General features: G+C 56.6%; 12 protein-coding genes. 8 read left to right on the forward strand and 4 right to left on the reverse strand.

The genetic code is table 11. From position 1 onward, the window contains the following. The first annotated feature begins 1 nt into the window (after window position 1). From Poly51_RS12215 to Poly51_RS12225, 3 genes are read left to right on the forward strand one after another with little or no spacing between them, the layout of a single operon-like run. The gene (locus Poly51_RS12215; RefSeq protein WP_146457846.1) at window positions 2-943 is read left to right on the forward strand and encodes an ABC transporter ATP-binding protein; all 942 of its coding nucleotides are present in this window, start codon (window positions 2-4) and stop codon (window positions 941-943) included. Further along, entirely contained in the window at window positions 940-3402 is a 2463-nt protein-coding gene (locus tag Poly51_RS12220) for an ABC transporter permease (RefSeq protein WP_146457848.1), read from the forward strand. Before Poly51_RS12215 ends, Poly51_RS12220 begins: the two co-directional genes overlap by 4 nt. After that, window positions 3399-4790: a hypothetical protein gene (locus Poly51_RS12225; RefSeq protein WP_146457850.1), complete on the forward strand. Its 1392-nt coding sequence runs from the start codon at window positions 3399-3401 to the stop codon at window positions 4788-4790. The genes Poly51_RS12220 and Poly51_RS12225 overlap by 4 nt, the downstream gene beginning before the upstream one ends. Window positions 4791-4838: 48 nt before the next feature. Here Poly51_RS12225 and Poly51_RS12230 read toward each other — a convergent pair whose 3' ends face one another. Continuing rightward, a complete protein-coding gene (locus Poly51_RS12230) occupies window positions 4839-7874 on the reverse strand; it encodes a zinc-dependent metalloprotease (protein WP_390621778.1) in 3036 nt (1011 codons plus the stop codon). Window positions 7875-8258: 384 nt separating this feature from the next. Here Poly51_RS12230 and Poly51_RS12235 point away from each other — a divergent pair, with 384 nt between their 5' ends. Continuing rightward, window positions 8259-9524, forward strand: coding sequence for a serine hydroxymethyltransferase (locus Poly51_RS12235; protein ID WP_146458488.1), 1266 nt, complete (start codon window positions 8259-8261; stop codon window positions 9522-9524). Between the two features lie 104 nt (window positions 9525-9628). Further along, entirely contained in the window at window positions 9629-10060 is a 432-nt protein-coding gene (locus tag Poly51_RS12240) for a response regulator (RefSeq protein WP_146457852.1), read from the forward strand. A gap of 10 nt (window positions 10061-10070) precedes the next feature. On the opposite strand, the gene Poly51_RS12245 is transcribed toward Poly51_RS12240, so the two are convergent. Continuing rightward, window positions 10071-11831: a hybrid sensor histidine kinase/response regulator gene (locus Poly51_RS12245; RefSeq protein WP_146457854.1), complete on the reverse strand. Its 1761-nt coding sequence runs from the start codon at window positions 11829-11831 to the stop codon at window positions 10071-10073. 923 nt (window positions 11832-12754) lie between these two features. Between Poly51_RS12245 and Poly51_RS12250 the strand changes: the two genes are divergently transcribed. The 3 genes from Poly51_RS12250 (at window position 12755) to Poly51_RS12260 (ending at window position 17262) form a co-directional block, all read left to right on the forward strand. Next, window positions 12755-15295, forward strand: coding sequence for a hypothetical protein (locus Poly51_RS12250; protein WP_146457856.1), 2541 nt, complete (start codon window positions 12755-12757; stop codon window positions 15293-15295). A gap of 204 nt (window positions 15296-15499) precedes the next feature. After that, window positions 15500-16285, forward strand: a complete 786-nt coding sequence (locus tag Poly51_RS12255; RefSeq protein ID WP_146457858.1) for an enoyl-CoA hydratase/isomerase family protein — start codon at window positions 15500-15502, stop codon at window positions 16283-16285. Further along, window positions 16276-17262 carry a S1/P1 nuclease gene (locus Poly51_RS12260; RefSeq protein WP_186775502.1) on the forward strand — a complete coding sequence of 329 codons (987 nt, stop codon included), beginning with the start codon at window positions 16276-16278 and terminating at the stop codon, window positions 17260-17262. The genes Poly51_RS12255 and Poly51_RS12260 overlap by 10 nt, the downstream gene beginning before the upstream one ends. Before the next feature lie 29 nt (window positions 17263-17291). Here Poly51_RS12260 and Poly51_RS12265 read toward each other — a convergent pair whose 3' ends face one another. Together Poly51_RS12265 and Poly51_RS12270 are read right to left on the reverse strand one after the other, a co-directional pair. Next, entirely contained in the window at window positions 17292-18191 is a 900-nt protein-coding gene (locus tag Poly51_RS12265; protein ID WP_146457862.1) for an EamA family transporter, read from the reverse strand. Further along, window positions 18191-20104, reverse strand: coding sequence for a sulfatase family protein (locus Poly51_RS12270; RefSeq protein ID WP_246114443.1), 1914 nt, complete (start codon window positions 20102-20104; stop codon window positions 18191-18193). The genes Poly51_RS12265 and Poly51_RS12270 overlap by 1 nt, the downstream gene beginning before the upstream one ends. Window positions 20105-20112: the final 8 nt, after the last annotated feature.

Below are 20112 nucleotides of genomic sequence, written 5' to 3' on the forward strand. Positions count from 1 at the left end.
CATGCAACCAGTCATCACGGCCAAGCAATTGACGATGCACTTTCGTCGCTGTGAAGCCCTCCGCGGCGTCGATCTGCAAATCGAACCGGGTACGGTGTTCGCGTTGTTGGGTGAAAACGGCGCGGGCAAGACCACGCTGATTCGGATCCTGACGGGATTTCAAAAGCCTTCCAGCGGTGCCTGTACCGTCGCTGGCGTTGATCCATCAAAAGACCCGCTCGCGGTGCGGCGCAGCATCGGTTATGTGTCGGATTCGCCGGCGCTTTACGATTGGATGACGGTTGCCCAAATCGGTGGCTTCGCGGCATCGTTCTACGATCGCGAGTTTCTGACGCGTTACGAGGAATCGATCCGTCGCTACGAAATCACGGCGGATCAAAAGATCAAGCATCTAAGCAAGGGACAACGAGCCAAAGTCGCCCTGTCGTTGTCGCTTGCCCATGACCCAGCGCTGTTGATTTTGGATGAACCGACGTCGGGATTGGATCCGAAGGTGCGTCGCAGTTTCTTAGAGAGCATGATCGATCGAGCGGCGACGGGACGAACGGTATTTCTGTCGAGCCACCAAATCAGTGAAGTCGAACGTGTCGCCGATACGATCGCCATTTTGCATCGAGGCAAGATCGTATTACACGGTCCGCTTGCCGAAATTCGTCAATCGATCTGGCAGGTTGTCGTCGACGTCGACGATCCGCTGCGGGCGATCGCGGTGATGCCCGAACCGGCACAAGTACTGAGCGAAGAAACGGCTGGGGCGCAGAGGCAAATTTTTGTCCGCCATCTCGATCCTTCGATGATCGACGAACTGCGCAGAACACCCGGAGTCGTTGATGTTCGTCACCGCGTCGCGACGCTGGAGGAAACGTTTGTGGCCTGTACATCCGGTGAGTTACCGGCGCAGCCGTCGATAGCGAGCGTCCCCGTGAGGGAGGCGGTTCAATGAACGTGATCGATTCTCTCGTCAGCCGGAACCGCTGGTTGTGGTGGAAAGAGTTCCGGATGCTGATTCCGCTTGTTGGCTTGCTGATCGGCGTCGCAGTGCTGCTGTTTGTCATCAGCACTTTTTCGAGCCAGGTGACGCTAAGGATGAACGGCCCCATCAATGACCTGGAACGGTTGGTTCCGCTGGTTTTCCCGCTGCTGTTTGCCGTCGGTGCCGGCGCCGTCCTGGTCGGCCAGGAACGCGAACATCGAACGATCGATTGGATGTCGTCGCTTCCGCTTGCACCGACCAAGTGGGTCGCAGTGAAGATCATCGTCGCTTCGTGGGGACTTGTCGCGATGTGGGCGTTTGCCGCGGTGTGCTTGTCATTGACGGATTACTCGGGACCGGCAATTTCGCGTTGGCGATTGGGTAGCGTGCCCGGCGTATCAAATGCACCGATCGGCTATCCGTTCTGGCTTCTGTACAGCGTCTATTTGATGCTGGCGGGATTCTACGCTTCGTGGAAAGTGAAGGATCAATTTCACGCGATCATGCTGGTGATGTTCCTGGCGGCGCTGCCGGTGATTTTCACCGAAGGCTTTCGCTGGACAATCGACTTTGTCCGCAATCGCACCAGCGGATCGGCGGACTTGCAGGGAGTGACGTTTCTGATCACCGCGATTTTGACGGGGATCATCGGATGGCGATCTTACCGTGCGGCGATGAAGACGCTTCAGCCCCAAGCCGCCGGCGAACATTTCGATCGTCCAGATCCGGCGATAGCACCACCTTCATCATTCTGGTCCTCGGCACCACAACTCGGCTCATCCTGGTCATCGATGATTTGGCAATCGATTCGATCGGCGCCGCTTGCGTTGGGACTTACCATCGCACTGGTTTTGGCTGGACTGATCGTGCCCACCCTTCCGGCAACGATGCAGTCCAACAGCATGCTGCGATCATTCTCGCCACTGCTGGTGCTGGCCGGCATGCTGGCAATGTCATGGTTGGGTGTGTTGGTATTCCAGAATGACGGGTCGGCCGACCGGTTGCGTTTCTTGGCCGACCGGGGAGTGTCCCCCACAAAGGTCTATCTGGCCCGACACGCGGTCCCGTCGGCAACGTTGGCATTTTGTTTGATCGTTTACATGGTGTTCGCATCGTGGCGGATGCAGCACGACACTTCGAGGCATCAACCCCCACTGGTTCCTTCGCTGTTGATGATGACGCTGGTGGGCGGGGTCGTGTATTCGGTTTCTCAGTGGACCAGCCAGTTGTTTCGCACCAAGGTGCTGTCGTTCATCGTCAGCCCCATCGTCGCGGCGATGACGTTGGGTTGGTTTGCATGGGCGGCATTTGCCCTTGGGACTCCGATTTGGATTCTTGTGATTGGATCCCTGTTGCCGATGCTGGCCACGTGGTGGTTGATGCCCAAGTTCATGGACAAGCGTGATCGACCGATGTCGATGGTGTTAGCCGTGATTGTGGCCGCGTTGATATTCGGCCTGCCGATCGCACGCGTGGCTTGGCAAATCCGCCAGATCCCCGGCATGACAACCTCGACGCGAAAGCCGCTGTTGGCCGAGGGGCAATCGATCCGCAAGGCGGTTGCGAATCCCTTCCCGATACGACTGGGCCGAAAGGACAGCGTGGTCTTTGACCGGGCCAAACAAGACTCCCCCGTACCCATCGAAACCGTTCTGAAATGGCTCGATCAGCCATCGACCAAGCCGATCGATTTGATTCCGGCGATAGCCGACCTTCGCAATCGCCCCGATGTTCCGGGGACCATGGAAGCGTCGGACCTTGACCGAATTTTCGACCATTTGATGTTGGTCCAACTGCAATTCGATGCGGACAATGATTGGGAGGCGTTTTCACCGTGGTTGATCGCGGCTGCCGAGATCGCTGGATCGCTACGAAAGAACAGTACGTGGCGAGACCAAGACTTTGCGGACGTGATCGAAATCTGGATCGAAAACGCCTTGAGTGCATCCAACGCGGATTCGCATCGAACCAGCGACGCCTATCGAACCACGCTCAATCACCTTTCCGACAAGGCGACCCGAAACGCGGCGCGTCGTGGGGGTGTTCTGGGTTCGTGGGCGACTCAGGAGTTCGGCAATCGAAACTCGAAAGACAGCAACGTGATCGACATGGGCTTGTCCCTTCAATCGAGCTACCTGGCATCATGGGTGCAAAGGGCACGCTCCGAAGCGATCGTCGCGACAGCACTGCGAGCGAGCGAAGATCCCACCGAAAGCGATTGGCAGCGCGAGATGCATACCTATCAAGTGTCACCTTTCGTTGCATTCGAGTACGGCCCCTACGCACCCCGATTCCGGAAGCACGCGGCCATCGAATTGATTCGAACCGCGGTCCGTTCGCCGGGCCAGTTCTGGGGCATGCCGTGGGAAGAAAACATCGAACGCATGAAGACCGAATCCGCCACACCCGCGAAGGAATCTCAACGATGACCCGGCACCACCGAACCGGCCGCGACACCGCGCACTATGCGATCGTTGTGCTACCGCTTTTGATTTTGTGCGGAATGTTTGCCGCCAGCATGCTGCAGTGGCGATCCGAACGTGCGAAGCTGGACGAAGCGGTTGAGATCATCGTCGGCCCGGGCAAGACGCTCAATTATTCGACGATGCCTCGTTTGTACGACGAACGGACATCCGACGAATCGACGGCGACCTGGAAAGCCGTTTTGGCTGCTTCGGAAGCGCACAACGCAAAGTACGGCGGACCGTTCGCGTGGTCCAATGGTGACGAAAGCTACGACGACTTGGTCCCCCCCGGTCAAACGTGGCCGGTCGCCGAGATCATGTCACGGTATGCAAGCGATGCGAAGCCGATACTGGAACAAATCGAACCGTTGATGGATTCGGATGAAACCATATGGGTGCCGATTGTGTTTGAAGGAACGACGACGAATCTGAACGAAGTCCAGCAAATGCGGTCGGTCGCCCGAGTCTTGCACTACTCGTTTTTGGACGCAGTCCATCAAGGCGAAAACGCCCGAGCGATCAGGATGCTGGAGATGTCCGATCGGTTGTTCGGTCGAAACTATCAGTCGTCGTTCCTGGTCGACGAATTGGTTCGCATCGCGTGCTATTCGATCATGCTGAACGACGTACGGGAATCGACGGCGAATGGCATTTGGTCCGACGACGAGCGGCGGCAACTGACGACGATCATTTCCAAGCCGATTGATTGGGACGACGCTTGGCAGCAATCGATGGAAGCAGAAATGCTTTGCATTTTGCCGGCGATCGTTGCCAACGACCTCGGTGGCATGGCGAGGCATACGGGAATTCCAACGATGCCCTTTCAGTTTTCACCCAGCACGCTGCGGGCCATCGTCGAGAATCAACATTCGTTGGCGTTGGTGCGCGGTGCCGGGACGTCGCGACACGTCGAAGATGTCGAACGGGCAAACAATCGCTTGGCATCAGATTCGGCATCGAACAACTCATCGAAAAACGCGTCGATCGATCGCTGGATGCAGCTTGCCACACTGGACAGCGATTGGATCATGGCCATGGTCGCGCCAGCCTACCAATCGTTCGCCAGTGCGTTTCGGCGCACGGCCAACGAACACCGGTTCACACGAACGGTCGTTGCCATCGGCGACTATCAATCGAAGTTCGACAAATGGCCGGAGTCGCTCTCCGACTTGGCCGATGTGGGACTGGCGCAATCAGAAACCGCGGCGTTTGATGGTGGACCGTTTCACTACGAGATCGGTGACAAGGAAGTCACGATCTACGACCAAAACTTGGTCGATCGGATGTATGCCGAGGTCGGCAGAAAGGCCGAAAAGATCGTGATGGTCAAACAACCGAACACCGAAGAGTGAGCGTCCCGCGGACGTTACCGCGGGACGCATCGTTCGTCTACCAGCCAGTTACTTGGCTTCTTTGCCAAGCATGAACATCATCATAGGCTGCTGGGCCGAGGCTGCGTTGTAGGTATAGCCGGCCTCGAGCGCCCGATCGATTCGCTCTTTCGTTTCCGAAAGGTGCGCCTTGGTGTACGCGTCCATCTTGTCGCCACACTTTTCAAGCGACGCGTCGATGTCTTCGGTCAACGTGCGAAGTTCCATGCGAGCCAGATTGCTGATCGGCTTGTACGCGGCCGTATCGTCCGACGATTCCAGGACCAAATCCAGCAACCGCTGCATATGCTCGCGTTGTAAGTTACGACGCAGGCTGGAAATCATCGGCTTGCGATCGTTGCGACCTTCGGGGCATTCTTTCTTCAGTTCGCCCCAAACAGCGGCATTGATCGTGGCCAACAACTCGGGCAACGTCAGCGCGTCCTCGTCTTCGGGCAAACGCAATTCGTTGTCGTAAACGCGGCGCAGGGTCGTCGGATTCATCAACCATGTTAGCGCCGATGCTTGGACGCCCAAGATCCGGTCGTGGATTGGCCACGTTGCTTCCGATGACATCGACGAATGGAATCCGCCGTCGATCCATTTATCAACACTCATTCGTTCCAGCAATTTCGGCGTTAACCCGTATGCCTCGTCGAAGAATGCTGAATCGATCACGAACTTCAGCGCCGCACGTTGCTGGTCGGCAGGCACGACTTCGACCGGGGGACGATCGCCGGGATCGCCTTTCTTGTCACGATAGACAAATGCTCCGCCGACCCAATTGGCCATCATGCTGGACGCTTTCGTTTGCAATCCCAACGTTAACTCGTAGCCACGTCGCGCCTTGCCCCACGTGTCACCCTCTTTGACAAACTTGTCCAAGATTCGTTCGCGGTAAAGCTTGACCAACTTCATTTGTTCGTTTGCATAGGCGAGCGGATCTTTGGCAAAGTCGTACCGGCGAGCCAGCGGGTCTGGGCCCGTGGTGTCTTCGTCGGTGGCGTATTGCAGCTCGGGCTCCGTACAACGACTCAGGATCTTTGGCAGTTCCTTGTCCTTGAACGTGTAACCGTATTCGATCGCCCAGAAGTCATACGGGCCGATGTCGATCATCGCGTAATCGCCTTGCGCGTTGCCCGAATCGTATCGATAGTTGATCGGCGTGTAATCCATGACCGATGAGGCGATGGTCTTCTTACCCTTCAACGCTTCGCTGTTGATTTCGTCGAGGGTGTACAGCGACGATGCTTTGAAGTTGTGACGCAAACCGAGTGTGTGCCCGACTTCGTGCGCGACCAAGTCGGCCAACAGAGGCCCGACGAACCATTCTGGCATGCCGTCGAGCAGGTGTTCGTCTTCTTTCTTCTCGTCATCGGCATCTTTGTCACCGACTTTTTTCGCGTCCTTATCGTCGGCGTCTTCGTCATCCAAATCGTCGTCTTTGTCAGCTTCTTCGGCATCGTCTTCTTCGGCGTCACCATCTTTCTTCGATGCGTCGGCTTTTTCGCCATCTTTGTCGGCCTTGTCTTCATCGTCTTTCTTCTTTTTCTTGGCAGCTTCTTCGTCCGCCATCAGGGTCAGCCCCCAATCCATTCGCGCGAACGCCAGATCAAGACTGCGACCGGATGCGGCCATACACAGACCGTTCTTCTGGCTGACCGATCCGAACAGACCATCGTATTCGTCATCGCCCAACAGCGCCGGGTCGGCGCCGGCCATTGCGAAACCGCCCATCGGCTGCTGTGCTTGGCGAGCATATTCGGCGCGTCGAAAGTTCGCTTGCTCGGCCGGTGCCATACGGACTCGTGGATCCCAAGTCGGGTGCGTGCCCAGCCATGACAACGTTTCGGCCGAGAAGCCTTCCATCGCCAATTTGGGCATCAGGTCTTCGTAGTTGAAATTGAAGTGACGAATCCAACCGTCGGTCAGCACAATGTCGGCGTCCAAGATCTCACCGGTTTCGGGATGCACACGGCTTGGTCCGATCGCGGTGCCGATGTTGTTGTTCAGCCAACGGATGAAGTTGTATCGAACGTCCTCGGGATCCTTTTCCATGTGAACGCCACTCTGGGCGTCTTGGTACTCGATCACGATTGCGTCAACGATGCCGACTTTTTCGAATGCTTTGTTCCAGTAGTCGACGCCGGCTTTGATCCAGCGACGGTATCGGACCGGCGCGGTGTGTTCGACATAAAAACGGATGGGTTCTTTGGGCGGGCTAAGCGAAAGTTTCGAGTCGCGTTTCTCTAAGTGCCACCGATTGATGTATCGGACTTGCGTATCGTCATCTTTGTATTGCGACAAATCGGAATACGTCGTCGTGAAGTAACCGACTCGCTCGTCCGCATCGCGCGGCTTGTAGCCACCCGACGTGCTGGGGACTTCGCTAAAGGAATAGTGAATGGTTTGCAGCTTGCCGCTGCCGTCGATGTTGCGTCCGCCATTGACAATATCGAACGCGATTTCGACGTTCTCGGGGAAGACCTTGGCCGACTTCAATTCGTTGATGCGTGGATTGCTGACACGAACGGACGGGCCGAAAAACTTGGTCGCGTGTCCGATCAACAACGCGTCCATATCAATGACGGGACCGCCATTGGGGCCCATCGCCAAGATCGGAACGTCCAACATGACGGTATCAGTGAACAGTCGTTTGACCGACGCTTTGCTTTCGGCATCGCCCGTCGCGCGCGTTCGCAGGTTCGGCGCGATCAAGGCCAATCGATCGTCATAGCGGCGCCACTGGACGACCCAGTCGCCCGATTGCAAACCGGCGTACAGGTCACCGCTGCTGACGGTCAGGGCGATGAAATAGTTCTTGCCGGCGAAGTTTTTTGGCAACTCGCCAATCAACTGAGAGTCTTTGTCACGTTTCCAGACGTTAAACAGCCCTTTGGTTGCTTGTTGGTCGGAAACCTCAACCTGCTCGTAGCCCTCGGAAACCTTGTCGAAGGACGGCAGGTCGGCGGCGCGGGCCGATGTGGCGGCAGCGAATGACACCAGAGCCAAAACGGCGGCAGAGAGGCGAGGCAAGTATTTCATTCCGAGCACTGGAGCTTTCATAGGGAGAGGAGGGGTGGGCGGAACCGTTTCGCCGAAGTCCCCCGGATCATCGGGCCCCCGAACGATTGGGCCCCGGTTTATTCGGCAAAGTTTGCCAAATCCGAACCGATTAATCTTACACCAAGGCGTCAAACCCCGGCGAGTTGCTTTCGCCGGTGACGAATAAAACGATTCTGGCCGGTGATGAATGCGACGACATTGACGGTTTTCGCTGTGAGGCCGACAATCTTCGGCACGCCAACCCACTGGATGGTTCCTGTTGGACGCCCTTGCGTCGGCCCTCGAATCCGCCAGCACATGCCTTGGGCCAGGCAACCAAAAACCGTCCATTCGCCCACCTATTCCTCATTTCCACCCAGTTTCATGATCCAAGAGACTCGTCAAATGAATCCGCTGGCCCAACAAGACTCCGCCGTTTGGGCGGCGATCGAAGCCGAAGCCGTCCGCCAGCAGGAAGGCCTCGAGATGATCGCGAGTGAAAATTACACCAGCGTGGCGATCATGCAGGCCGCCAGCAGCGTGCTAACCAACAAGTACGCCGAAGGCTATCCCGGCAAACGATATTACGGCGGATGCGAGCACGTTGACGTGGTCGAAACGATCGCGATCGACCGAGCCAAGGAATTGTTCGGCGCCGAAGCCGCCAACGTCCAGCCGCACGCCGGCTCTCAGGCCAACACAGCCGTTTACTTGTCGTGCTTGGAGGTCGGTGACACCGTCCTGGGCTTGGATTTGGCTCAAGGTGGACACTTGACCCACGGGATGAAGTTGAACATCAGCGGTCGGCTGTACAACTTCATCAACTACGGCGTCGATAAAGAACACCATCGGCTGGACTTTGACCAAATCGCCAAGATGGCTCGCGAGCACAAGCCGAAACTGATCGTGGCGGGTGCCAGCGCGTACCCTCGCGAGATCCCTCACGACAAGTTTGCCGAGATCGCAAACGAAGTCGGTGCGAAGCTGATGGTCGACATGGCGCACTATGCCGGATTGGTTGCCGCCGGCATCCACAACAGCCCCGTGCCCTACGCCGACTACGTCACCACGACGACGCACAAGACGCTGCGTGGACCGCGCAGCGGCTTGATCCTTTGCAAGGAAGAGCACTTGAAGCTGGTCAACCGCAATGTGTTCCCCGGCACACAAGGCGGTCCGCTGATGCACATGGTTGCCGCGAAAGCGATTTGCTTTGGCGAAGCACTTCGTCCCGATTATAAGGCGTACGGCCAAGCGGTCGTGGACAACGCCAAGACCCTTGCCGAGACTTTGATGACCGCCGGATTGCGATTGGTCAGCGGTGGCACCGACAACCACTTGATGTTGGTGGACGTGACGGCCGTGGGTCTGGGTGGCAAGAAAGCCGAAGAGGCGCTCGACCAGTGCGGCATCACGGTCAACATGAACATGATCCCGTTTGACCAGCGGCGTCCGGCCGATCCATCGGGCATTCGTATCGGCACGCCGGCGCTGACGACTCGCGGTATGGGCACCGCAGAAATGAAACGCGTCGGCAGTTGGATCGCGAAAGCCTTGTCGAACCCCGACGACGCCTCGCTGCTGGAAAGCATCCGTGGCGACATCAAAGAAATGTGTGAACAGTTCCCCGTACCGGCCGGCCGCGATGCGGTGATGGTGCCTGCGAGCTAACGGAAAACTCGATGGGCTCCCGCGACGCCGCTCGCGGGTTTCACGTTTCCACTGCCATGCAGTTGGATCCCGCGAGCGGCGTCGCGGGTGCACGAAGGGTAACCATGAATCGAATTCTGATCGCCGACGACAACGACGCCAACCGCGAACTGCTGGAGGCCTACCTCGTCGGCGTCGATTGCGAACTCGAAACCGCCGTTGACGGCCAGGACACGCTCGACAAAGTCGCATCGTTCAAGCCCGACCTAGTGCTGCTTGACGTGATGATGCCGAAGTTGAGCGGGTTCGAAGTCTGCAAACGGCTGAAGGACTCGCCCGAGTTCCGCCGAGTGATGGTGCTGATGGTGACGGCGCTGAACGAGTTGGGCGATCACGAACGGGCCGTTGCAGCAGGCACGGATGATTTCTTGAGCAAGCCTGTCAACAAGATTGAACTGTTAAAACGGGTCGAAATCATGCTGAAGCTCAAGGGCACTGAAGACGAACTCGAGCGGCTGCGGCAATACATTCAAGAAATGGAAGAGCAACGCAAGTAACATACGAAGACTACTCGTTTGTCGGAGCTGCCGATTCTGATTCCGCCGCACCGCCGACTTCCAACCTTGTCTTGATCACGTCGATCAACTGATCCAGTCGGAACGGTTTCGAAAGCACACATTTCGGTGGCAGCCCGGCCTGGCGGGCCTTCACAATCGAGTGCCCAGGGTCGTATCCAAACCCGGTCATCAAGACCATCGGCACATGCTCCATCAGATCGCCAAGTCGTAACATCAACTGATACCCGCTGTAATCGGGCAATCGAATGTCGCTGATGATGACGTCGTAACGTCCCGCGGCGCCGCTGTTGCGGACCATCCAAACCGCTTCGTCGCCCTTGTGAGCGGTTTCGACAACACAGCCGTAACGTTCAAGCAAACGGTGGGCGTCCTCTCGCACGGGTTCGTCGGCATCGACGACCAAAATTCGCTTGCCGCGAAGTCCCGCGTGTTGAGACGATTCAATGCCGACGGGAACGGCTTCCAACGGTGTCATCTTTTGACCGACCTGCTGGATCGTGTGCTTGATATCTCGCGCGTTTTGAAGGATCCGCTGCAACCTTTCAACGACTTCGGGGCTGTGCCCGATGTAGTCTTCCATCACGTTGACGGCGTCGTTCAAAATTTCGTCAACGGGCATCGCAACGGCGCTGTGAATTGCATCACAACTCTGTTGGGCCGTGTTGGCCTTCTGCGCGACCAACAATTCCAACGTGTTCAGCGCGAAGGCCACGTCGCGTGCGAAGATTTCCAAAAACTGCAGATCGCTATCGCCGAAAGCGTTTGATTCAGGACTCTCGACGTTGATCGTACCAAGCACTTGATCGTGTAGGATCAGCGGCGCCGTGATCGAACTTCGTGACGTCACGACGCCGGGAATAAACAGCGGATCGTTCTCAACATCCTGACACACATACGGCGAACCACTCGCCGCGACGTATCCCGTGACCCCGTTACCGTGTGGATGCGCAAACAACTGCCGATCGGCTGCGTCCTGGTCGATACCGACGCTTAGCAGCGGCACCAGGTTACCCGTCGCGTGTTCGAGTAAGCGAATTTCAATGACTTCGAAATTCAATAAGTCACTCAGATAGTGACGGATATTTTCTTTGAGCAATTCGATTCGCTCGTCAACTTCCATCATGAAGATTTCGGTCGGACGAAGATCCGCCAGCTCGCGGCCCGCCTTGTGGATCGCCTCCAGTTTCTGCTGCTGCAAAATTTCTTCGGTGATGTCACTGACGGTGACAATCAATTGCCGCGAATGACTCGGTTGGACCAGCGGTGCCGCGTGAACTTGAAAGTACCGGTTCTGGTCCGTGTGCAGGGTGCTGTTGCTTTCTTCGCCGGTTGCCAGCGCCGTGTGGAATGGACAGAAGTCCGGCCCCATGATTTCCGGATTGGACAACAACTCGTAGAAATTCATGCCTGTGATGTCAGTGTCTTTCCGACCGGCCCACTCGATCAACCGGCGGTTCCCCCACAGCAGGCGAATGTCGGAATCAAGCAGCGCGACCCCCTCGGGCATGTCCCGCAACATCAAGCCACTTTGTGCGATCCCCCGCAACTCGCTTAACTGGGGCAACTGATCGCGAGCGATCCAAACGCCATCCACGTTCGCTTCGCTGAGCTCGTCGACGACGGCAACGGACGTATCGACGACAATGATGGAGTCCGGATCGATATCGCCAGGCAAAGTCCGCGGATCGCCCACGCAAATGTATTTGCGAGGGTTAGCATTTGCCTGCGTCGCCTGTGGCGATCGGTTCATCGGTCCACTCCCGCTATCGCGTGGTCGCGAAGCATGTGTAAACGCATCGGTTTCATTTCTTAGCATCATAGGACGAAAGCAGATTCCTGTCACAGCTTCTCACCCGACAATCCGAAATGAATGACCAATTTCGAACCCGAAACAGAAGCGATGCTTTCGACCCTTATCAGCATCGGCAAACCAACGAGCCTAACTCGACTGTCCATCGTTTCGTCGATGCAACCGGCGAATTTTCAATAGCACGAAAGCACCTGAGACGACGCCGCGAACATCTCGGAACGAAGCACTGCCCTTAGCCGACCAATAAGGAAAAATACCAACCAGTAAACCGCATCGACCGCCAACATCAGTCATTCGGATTCGATGGCTTATCCGTGACCGCGAATCATTCCAAGATGGGCTGACACTGCCGAACACGGATTCTGCGATGCCGCTGGAGGCTGGATCCTTCACCTTCATGGAATGTCCGGTAAAATCAAACGGCCCCACGCACCGGTATCCCTCTGTTACGTCCCAAATCGCTGGAAGACCTCGTGTTCAATAGCTGCTCTCCCGCTGGGCAACGGGTCGCGCACCCGCCTCGCGAAGACTTTTGGACCTCACTCGTCACCGATCGCAGACTGGCTTTGGCAGCCCGCACGCCGAACGAGAATCCGGGTAAAAGCCTTCGGATCACAATGAATTGCAGTCATCTGACCCGTCGGATCGCACGCACAAAACAACTGCACCCGTTACCCAAAATCGCGGCTAACAATTTGCCATTTTTCAGAAATACCATTTCTGTGCTTGTTGACTTTAGGTGTACAGGCTTTACCATGAGCAGTCGCTAGCCTTAATCGCCTAGCTTACGCAGCCGTTAAAACTTCCTCGTATTTCTTCTGTGGCCTCACGTGCTGTGAGATGTTTCCGGAGGGTTCCCCAAGATGAGAGCACAAGTGTTAAAAACCGTTTTCGGGCTCGTTGCAGCGTTGTTGTTCGCTGTTAATGCCCAAGCAGGATGTGGCGAATGTGGAGGCTGCGAAAGTGGCTCTGGTTGTGTCACAAGTGGCGGCGTCGCCATGGGTAGTGGCGGCGGCAGCGTCGTCTACAGCAGCGGCGATGCCGGTGCATATGGTATCGGAAGCGGCGCCTCAGGCGGAGCTTGTGGTCCCAGCGTTTCGTACGAAACGCGAACTGTCATGCAGTCGCAGTATGTGACCGAAACCCAAATGGTTCCGACCACATCGTATCAGCAGCAAACGCAAACGCGTATGCGAAACGTGACCCGCCGCGTGGCCAAGGTCCAAACCCGTCAACAAACTTACACGGTCAACGTGCCGCAAACCCAAACTCGTACGGAATCGTACAACGTTCAGGTCTGCGTCCCTTACACCGAAGAAGTGCCTTACACCGTACAAGTTCCGGTAACGACCCAGGTCGAAGAGTCGTACCAAGTTTCGGTCCCTTACACCGAAACCGTCGAACAAACCTACCAAGTGTCGGTTCCAAAGACGGAAGAGCGTACTGAAACCTACACCGTTTCAGTTCCTTACACCGAACAAGAAGCCTACACCGTTACGGTTCCTTACACCGAGCAAGTCGAACAGAGCTACCAAGTTCAAGTTCCTGTTCAAAAGACTCGTGAAGAAACTTACCAAGTTAGCGTTCCCTACACCGAGCAAGTCGAACAGACTTACCAAGTGACGGTACCGGTAACCTCGACTCGCACCGAGTCGTATCAAGTTTCGGTTCCTTACACCGAGCAAATCGAGCAAACTTACACGGTCCAAGTACCGGTCACCTCGACCCGCACCGAATCGTACCAAGTCTCGGTTCCTTACACCGAAACGTCGACCCAAAGCTACACGGTTCAGGTTCCTTACCAAGAAACCAAGACCCAAACTTACATGGTCAACGTTCCTTACACCGAGACCCTCGAGCAACCGTACAGCGTGACGGTTCCTTACACCGAGCAAGTCGCTCAAAACTACACCGTCCAAGTTCCTTACACCGAACAAGTCGCACAAAACTACACCGTGCGAGTTCCGGTTCAAGAAACCAAGACTGCGTATCGCACCGAAACCAAGTGTGTTCCGGTTACTTCGATGCGAACCGTAACGAAGGACCTTGGCAGCTACCAGTGCCAAGCCGTTGTTAGCGGCGGCGGAGCGTCCTATGGCGGCGGTGTCGTCGGCGGATCGATGGGCGGCGTTGTTGGCTCGGGAAGCGGAAACGGCTGCGGTTGTTGCTGCTGTGTTTCGACCTGCAACAGCGGTTGCGACGACGGCTGCGGCGGTTCGGGCATGAGCTCGGGCGGCGGCATGGGTGCTGGCGCTGCTTGTGGCCCAACGGTTTCTTACCGTCAAGTCTATGTGCCCAACATGGTCACCGAGCAAGTTCCAACGACGACCTACCAACGTCAATCGCAACAAGTTCCTTACTCGTACACAACGACCAGCTACACCACGCAGACTCAAACCCGCATGGTTCCTGTCCAACGTTGCCGTACCGAAACGCGTACTCGCATGGTCAACGTGACCAAGTACCGTACCGAACAACGCAGTCGCACTGTTCAAGTACAAAAGTCGCGTCAGGAACAGCGTACGCGTGACTATGTTGTCACCAACTACCGCACCGAAACCAAGACTCGCGAAGTTCCTGTTACTCGCACTCGCTTGGAAACTCGCACCCGCGAAGTTCCTGTGACCACGATGAGCACCGAAAATCGCACTCGCATGGTATCGGTTCAAAAGACTCGCCTGGAAACTCGCACCCGCGAAGTTCCTGTGACCACGATGTCGACCGAAACTCGGTCACGTATGGTTCCGGTTACCCGTACTCGCGTCGAAGATCGCACTCGTACGGTCAACTACACCGAGATGTCGACCGAAACTCGTACTCGCATGGTTTCGCAACAACGTACTCGTCAAGAGCAACGTAGCCGCGACGTCACCAAGTACCGCAGCGAAGAACGTACGCGTACGGTTCCTTACACCACCATGGTTAGCGAAACCCGTACCCGCAGCGTTCCTGTGACGAAGACTCGCTTGGAAACACGCACTCGCATGGTTCCCAAGACGACCTACACGACGGAAACCCGCACCAACACGGTCACCAAGCAACGCATGGAAACGCAACAGCGTTCACGCGAAGTTGCCTACACCGTCAACGTGCCACAAACCCGTACCCGTAACTACAACGTGACTGTTTATGAAAACATCACCGAACAAGTTCCGGAAACCTACTCGGTTTGTGTCCCGGTCCAGTCGATGAAGGCTGTTCAAGTTCGTAAGTGCGTTTCGGTTCCGACCACTGTAACCGTTCCGGTTTACAACTCGGCACCTGCAATGAGCACTGGCGTCATGATGGACAGCAGCAGCTACGGCAGCGGCGAAGTCATCATGGACGGCGGCAGCTACGGCGGCGAAGTCATGACGGAATCGGCTCCGATGGCAACAGGTGCTGGTTGCACCAACTGCCAGTAGTCTGAATCGTTGCCCGCCAAAGGCGGGCGTCTGAAAATCTGAGAGCCTCGGAAACGAAAGTTTCCGAGGCTTTTTTTATGCGCGAAGGAAATGGATGTCGTGGTCGGTTCCTGGCTGTGCCCGTGATGCTAAACTTTCGTCAAAGCCCACAAGGCGGCTAGCAATGCCGCTGGAGAACAAACGCCCCGATTTGGAGTCACCGCCATGCAGTACGTCGACGTGAAGATCCACGAAAACGTCGCAACGCTGTTAATGGACCGCGCGGGCATGCGAAACTCGCTCAATCCACAATTGATCGACGACCTGAAGACGGCTTTCTCGGATGTCCACCAAGAAAAGCGAGTCCGCGCCGTGGTGCTGGCCGGATCCGGGGAACACTTCTGCGCGGGAATCGACTTGCGTGTCTTTGGCGAGATCGCAGCTTTGCCGACCGAAGAGGCGCTCGGACAGTGGCACGCCGCTTGGTGGCATTTGACGGAGTTATTCGAACAGATGCTTCGATTCCCCAAGCCCATTGTCGCGGCCGTTGACGGATCGGCGATCGGCGCGGGACTGGGGCTGGCGTTGGCCTGCGACATCATCGTGCCCTCGACTCGTGCCCACTTGGGCGCTGGTGCCGTTCGCGTTGGCTTGGTGGGCGGTGCGACGGCGGCACTATTGACGTTTCGTGCCGGCGGCGCAACGGCGTCTCGAATGCTATTGACCAGTGAATCGGTCGATGCCGACGAAGCGTACCGGCTGAATCTGACGATCGCACCCGTTTCATCGGAACACATCTGGATCGCCGCCAAAGACGCGGCCCAAAAATGTTCTCATGGTCCCTACGAAGCCGTGCAAGCGACCAAGCGATTGCTGAACGAAAGCATCGGCGAGACTTTGATGACGCAGTTGACCGCCGGTGCCGCCGACAGCGCGACAGCATGCACGACCGAGTCAGCCGCCGAAGGGATTCGTTCGTTCCTAGACAAACGAGTACCCAAGTGGCCGTAAGACCCAACGCGATTGCAGCCATCGCTTGCTTTGCGTTGCTCATCATCATGAACCGACCGGTACTCGGATGGTCAGCCAGCGGACATCACATGGTGGGCGTGATCGCTTATGACTTGATGAACGCTGAGACTCGCTCCGAAGTGATGCGAATCCTTCGTCATCATCCCCAGTTCAACAAACACTTCTTGCCGCCCAAGAACGTTCATGACCCGGAATCGATTCATCGCTGGCAGATCGGCATCGCCGGTTGTTGGCCGGACTTCATTCGCGACTCCAACGAAGACCGTCCGAAGTGGCACTATGAATTGGGAGCCAGCTACGTGATCGGCAATGTTCGTCCACCCAACCCGGTTGGCCCGCCACCTCGCGGTGCGACCATGAAAGAGGAAGACCTGTATTTGTCGCAAGCGATTGAGGTTTGCACCCAGACGCTAGGGGATGCATCGAAGTCGGATGAAGAGCGAGCCGTCGCGCTGTGCTGGGTCCTGCATCTCTACGCGGACGGCCATCAACCCTGCCACGCCGGATCACTTTACGCTCCTGCATTTCCCAAAGGTGACCGTGGCGGCAATCAGATCGAGTTGGCCGACGGCAGCAACCTGCACACGGCTTGGGACAACTTGCTGGGAAGCTATCCATCGGCCAACGAAGTGCGATCTCGCGTTGCCGCACTTGGCGACATTCGATCAGACATGATGAAGCTGTATCTACGCGGGGGCAAAGACAGGTGGATACTGCCCAAGACGTGGATCGAGGAATCATTAGTGGTCGCAAAGTCCTACGTGTACTCCGACGAAGTCACTGGCCCCATCATCGCGGCTTCACGCGGACTGACACCCCGCATCCCGCCTCTAAAACTTTCGACCGACTACTACCGGGTGGCCGGCGAAGTTGCACGGTACCGAATCAAGCAAGCCGGATTTCGAGCCGGCGTTGCAGTCGTCCGATGTGTCGAGAAGCCGTCGCGCCGACCTTGATAAGCTGCTGATTTTACGCAACGGGGCACTCAACCACGACTGATAAGCACGACGCCTCCCAAGATGCCCGCGATGCACACCAACTTGGCTCGCCAATTCTTTTCGCCCAGTTTTAAAATCCCAAAAACGAAGGAAACGATCACGGACGTACGACGCACAGGCGAGATAACAGAGATCAACGCCTCGGGATCTGAAACGGCGGTGAAGTAGACGAAGTCGGCAACCAACAGAAAGATCGCAATCAGTGGGATCGACCACTTCCACTGAAACGGCTTTCTGGTTCGATCAACGAAGTACCAACGGATCGCAAGCGGCATCATCACGGGAACTAAGTAGATTGAAAACCACGCCTGTACCGTGGCCGGCGGGATGGCGACGGTCTGCAACAAGTACTTGTCGTAAATCGCACTGATCGCGCCCAGCAGTGTCGCCACCACCATCAACGCAACCGCTTTGCTGCGGTGGAAATGAATGCCTTCGCGTTTCCCAATCCGCGAGAACGAAAAGAACGCGATCAGAATAACGACCATGCCCATCCACTGCATCATCGACGGCCGTTCGTGCATCGCGATCACCGCGATCGCTACCGTCCACAACGGACTGGTTGCCCGAATCGGCGTGGCGATCGAAATGGGCAATTGCTTCATCGCAAAGAAGGCGGCCGTCCACGACGCGCCGACCAAGACCGACTTCAGCAACAATCGAACGTGATCTTGGGCCGACACGTCCGTCAACGCGGAAAAGATTCCGTCCCTGGCATCGCCCGAAAATGCCGACCACAGGATCGCCGGCAACCATACGATCGCTGCCGTCATCACGTTGAATAACAAGACGACGGGAACCGCATTGTCTTTGACCGCAGACTTCTTCGCGATGTCATAGAAGCCTAAGCAAACAGCCGAGACAATGCTCAGCAACACCCAATCCATCACGATCCGAGATGATCCAACCGCAACTGTATGTCGCTTTTCGGATCCACTTTGAACAACATGATAACGCCGCGAAAATGGATGGGAAATCGACCATCGGTGTGGTCGTTCAAGTAAACCGCCGAGTTCAAAATCTGCAATGCTTCGGCTTCGCTGGTCGCACGTTCCAATGCCCTGATAACATACGGTCGCGGGTCTTGATCACCGACGATCGCAACAAATTCGGCCGCCCGGGCCACAACGATCGGCTCCAAGTCCTGAAGCCGGGCAGTGGCTTGCGGCAGTAACGACGCGGCTGTTTTCCCAAAACTTGCGGCCGCCGCCAACGCCCAATAACGCGACCAAGGATCCTGGCTGTCCAGTGCGATCCGCAACTTCGGTTCGGCCTCGGCCCAGGGCATCGCGGCTAAGTTGGCGATGTCGATCAGATCCGCGATCGCTTCTTTGTTGGCTTGCCCAAAGACGGTCGGGCTTCCAATCTCGTCATCCGACAAAACCGCTTCCGGAAAGAAACTGAGGTCGGGCATCGCTTTCAACCGGCCAACCAAACGGTTGCGTAGCCTGACCAAGTCCGCCGCATGTGACGGATCATCGGCGAGGTTATTGACTTCGTCGGGATCCGAATCCAAGTCGTATAACGCCTCGGTCGGCTTGGGCTGGAAGAACTGATCTTGAACCGGATCCAGCCGTCCCTCCTCGTGAAGCTTCCGCCACTGCTGGTATGCAGCCATCCTGTACCGATACGCGTTCAGCATGCCATCGGGATAATACGGTTCAAAGTTACGAACGTACTTAAGGTTCCCGACGCGAATCGTTCGCACCAGATCGTATTTTTCATCGAAACGATCGGCGTACCCAAATGCTTCATTACGCCGATCGACGTCATTTGCCGCGACGCCTGGACCGAGAAACGGCTTGCCGTCAACATCTTGGGGCGGCGTGATGCCAGCCAAGTTCAGAACGGTTGGACCGAAATCAACGAACTCGACAAAGCCACCTGCGCGATCACCACGCGAGCGATCGACAAGTCCCTTGAAGTTCTCTGGCACACGAACGACAAGCGGCACATGCAACCCGGATTCAAACACGTATCCTTTCGAGCGAGGCAAAACGCCACCGTGGTCACCGAAGTAAAAGACGAAGGTGTTTTCGAGCTGACCGGCGGTCGACAATTCATCCAGCACTTTGCCAACCAATCGGTCAATGTCTGCCATCCGGTCGTGATAGCGGGCAACCGAGTATCGAAACACAGGCTGGTCGGGGAAATAGGGCGGCAGCCCCACCGAGCTTGGGTCCGTTTCGGTCGGCTTGCTCTCGACATCCGACGCCGGAAAGTGCAATCGACTCTCGTGCGAATCCGCGAACGTTTCGACATGGAAGAAAGGTGTCGCGTCCGACGGCCGATTCTTCCAAGACGCCCGCTTGGACGAGTCGTCCCAAACGTCGCCGGCGCGGACGGCGTTGTAGTCTTCCTTGGAATGGTTGCTGGTGTAGTATCCGCCATCTCGCAAATAGGCAGGGAACATTCGCAAACCCGGCGGCATAGGGACCGTACGAATACGGCGATGAAATTGGGTGCCGATGCGTGGCCCGTAACACGACGTGATCAAGGTGGTCCGTGCAACCGAACACACAGGCGCGTTCGAAAAAGCATGGTCGAACGTAATACCAGCCGATGCCATGGCTTCGATCCGGGGCGCGACGGCGCCGTCTTGATCAAAATGCCGCAGGTAGTCGGCTGAATTGTCTTCCGACATGATCCACACGATGTTGGGACGCTTCGCCGCGGTTGGTGGTTGGGCGGGTGTTTGGGAAAACCCCTGCTGCGATATCAAAACGGCGTGACCGGCAGTCAACGCAAAAACGAATACCGGGTAGAATCCAAAACCGAAGATGCGGCGTGAATTTTTCAAGAGAGACT

This window comes from Rubripirellula tenax (assembly GCF_007860125.1).
GTDB lineage: Bacteria > Planctomycetota > Planctomycetia > Pirellulales > Pirellulaceae > Rubripirellula > Rubripirellula tenax.

Bases quoted from the DNA above. Each gene is read 5' to 3' on its own strand.
- Poly51_RS12215 (WP_146457846.1), top strand. From the start codon at position 2: ATGCAACCAGTCATCACGGCCAAGCAATTGACGATGCACTTTCGTCGC.
- Poly51_RS12220 (WP_146457848.1), top strand. From the start codon at position 940: ATGAACGTGATCGATTCTCTCGTCAGCCGGAACCGCTGGTTGTGGTGG.
- Poly51_RS12225 (WP_146457850.1), top strand. From the start codon at position 3,399: ATGACCCGGCACCACCGAACCGGCCGCGACACCGCGCACTATGCGATC.
- Poly51_RS12230 (WP_390621778.1), bottom strand. From the start codon at position 7,874: ATGAAAGCTCCAGTGCTCGGAATGAAATACTTGCCTCGCCTCTCTGCC.
- Poly51_RS12235 (WP_146458488.1), top strand. From the start codon at position 8,259: ATGAATCCGCTGGCCCAACAAGACTCCGCCGTTTGGGCGGCGATCGAA.
- Poly51_RS12240 (WP_146457852.1), top strand. From the start codon at position 9,629: ATGAATCGAATTCTGATCGCCGACGACAACGACGCCAACCGCGAACTG.
- Poly51_RS12245 (WP_146457854.1), bottom strand. From the start codon at position 11,831: ATGAACCGATCGCCACAGGCGACGCAGGCAAATGCTAACCCTCGCAAA.
- Poly51_RS12250 (WP_146457856.1), top strand. From the start codon at position 12,755: ATGAGAGCACAAGTGTTAAAAACCGTTTTCGGGCTCGTTGCAGCGTTG.
- Poly51_RS12255 (WP_146457858.1), top strand. From the start codon at position 15,500: ATGCAGTACGTCGACGTGAAGATCCACGAAAACGTCGCAACGCTGTTA.
- Poly51_RS12265 (WP_146457862.1), bottom strand. From the start codon at position 18,191: ATGGATTGGGTGTTGCTGAGCATTGTCTCGGCTGTTTGCTTAGGCTTC.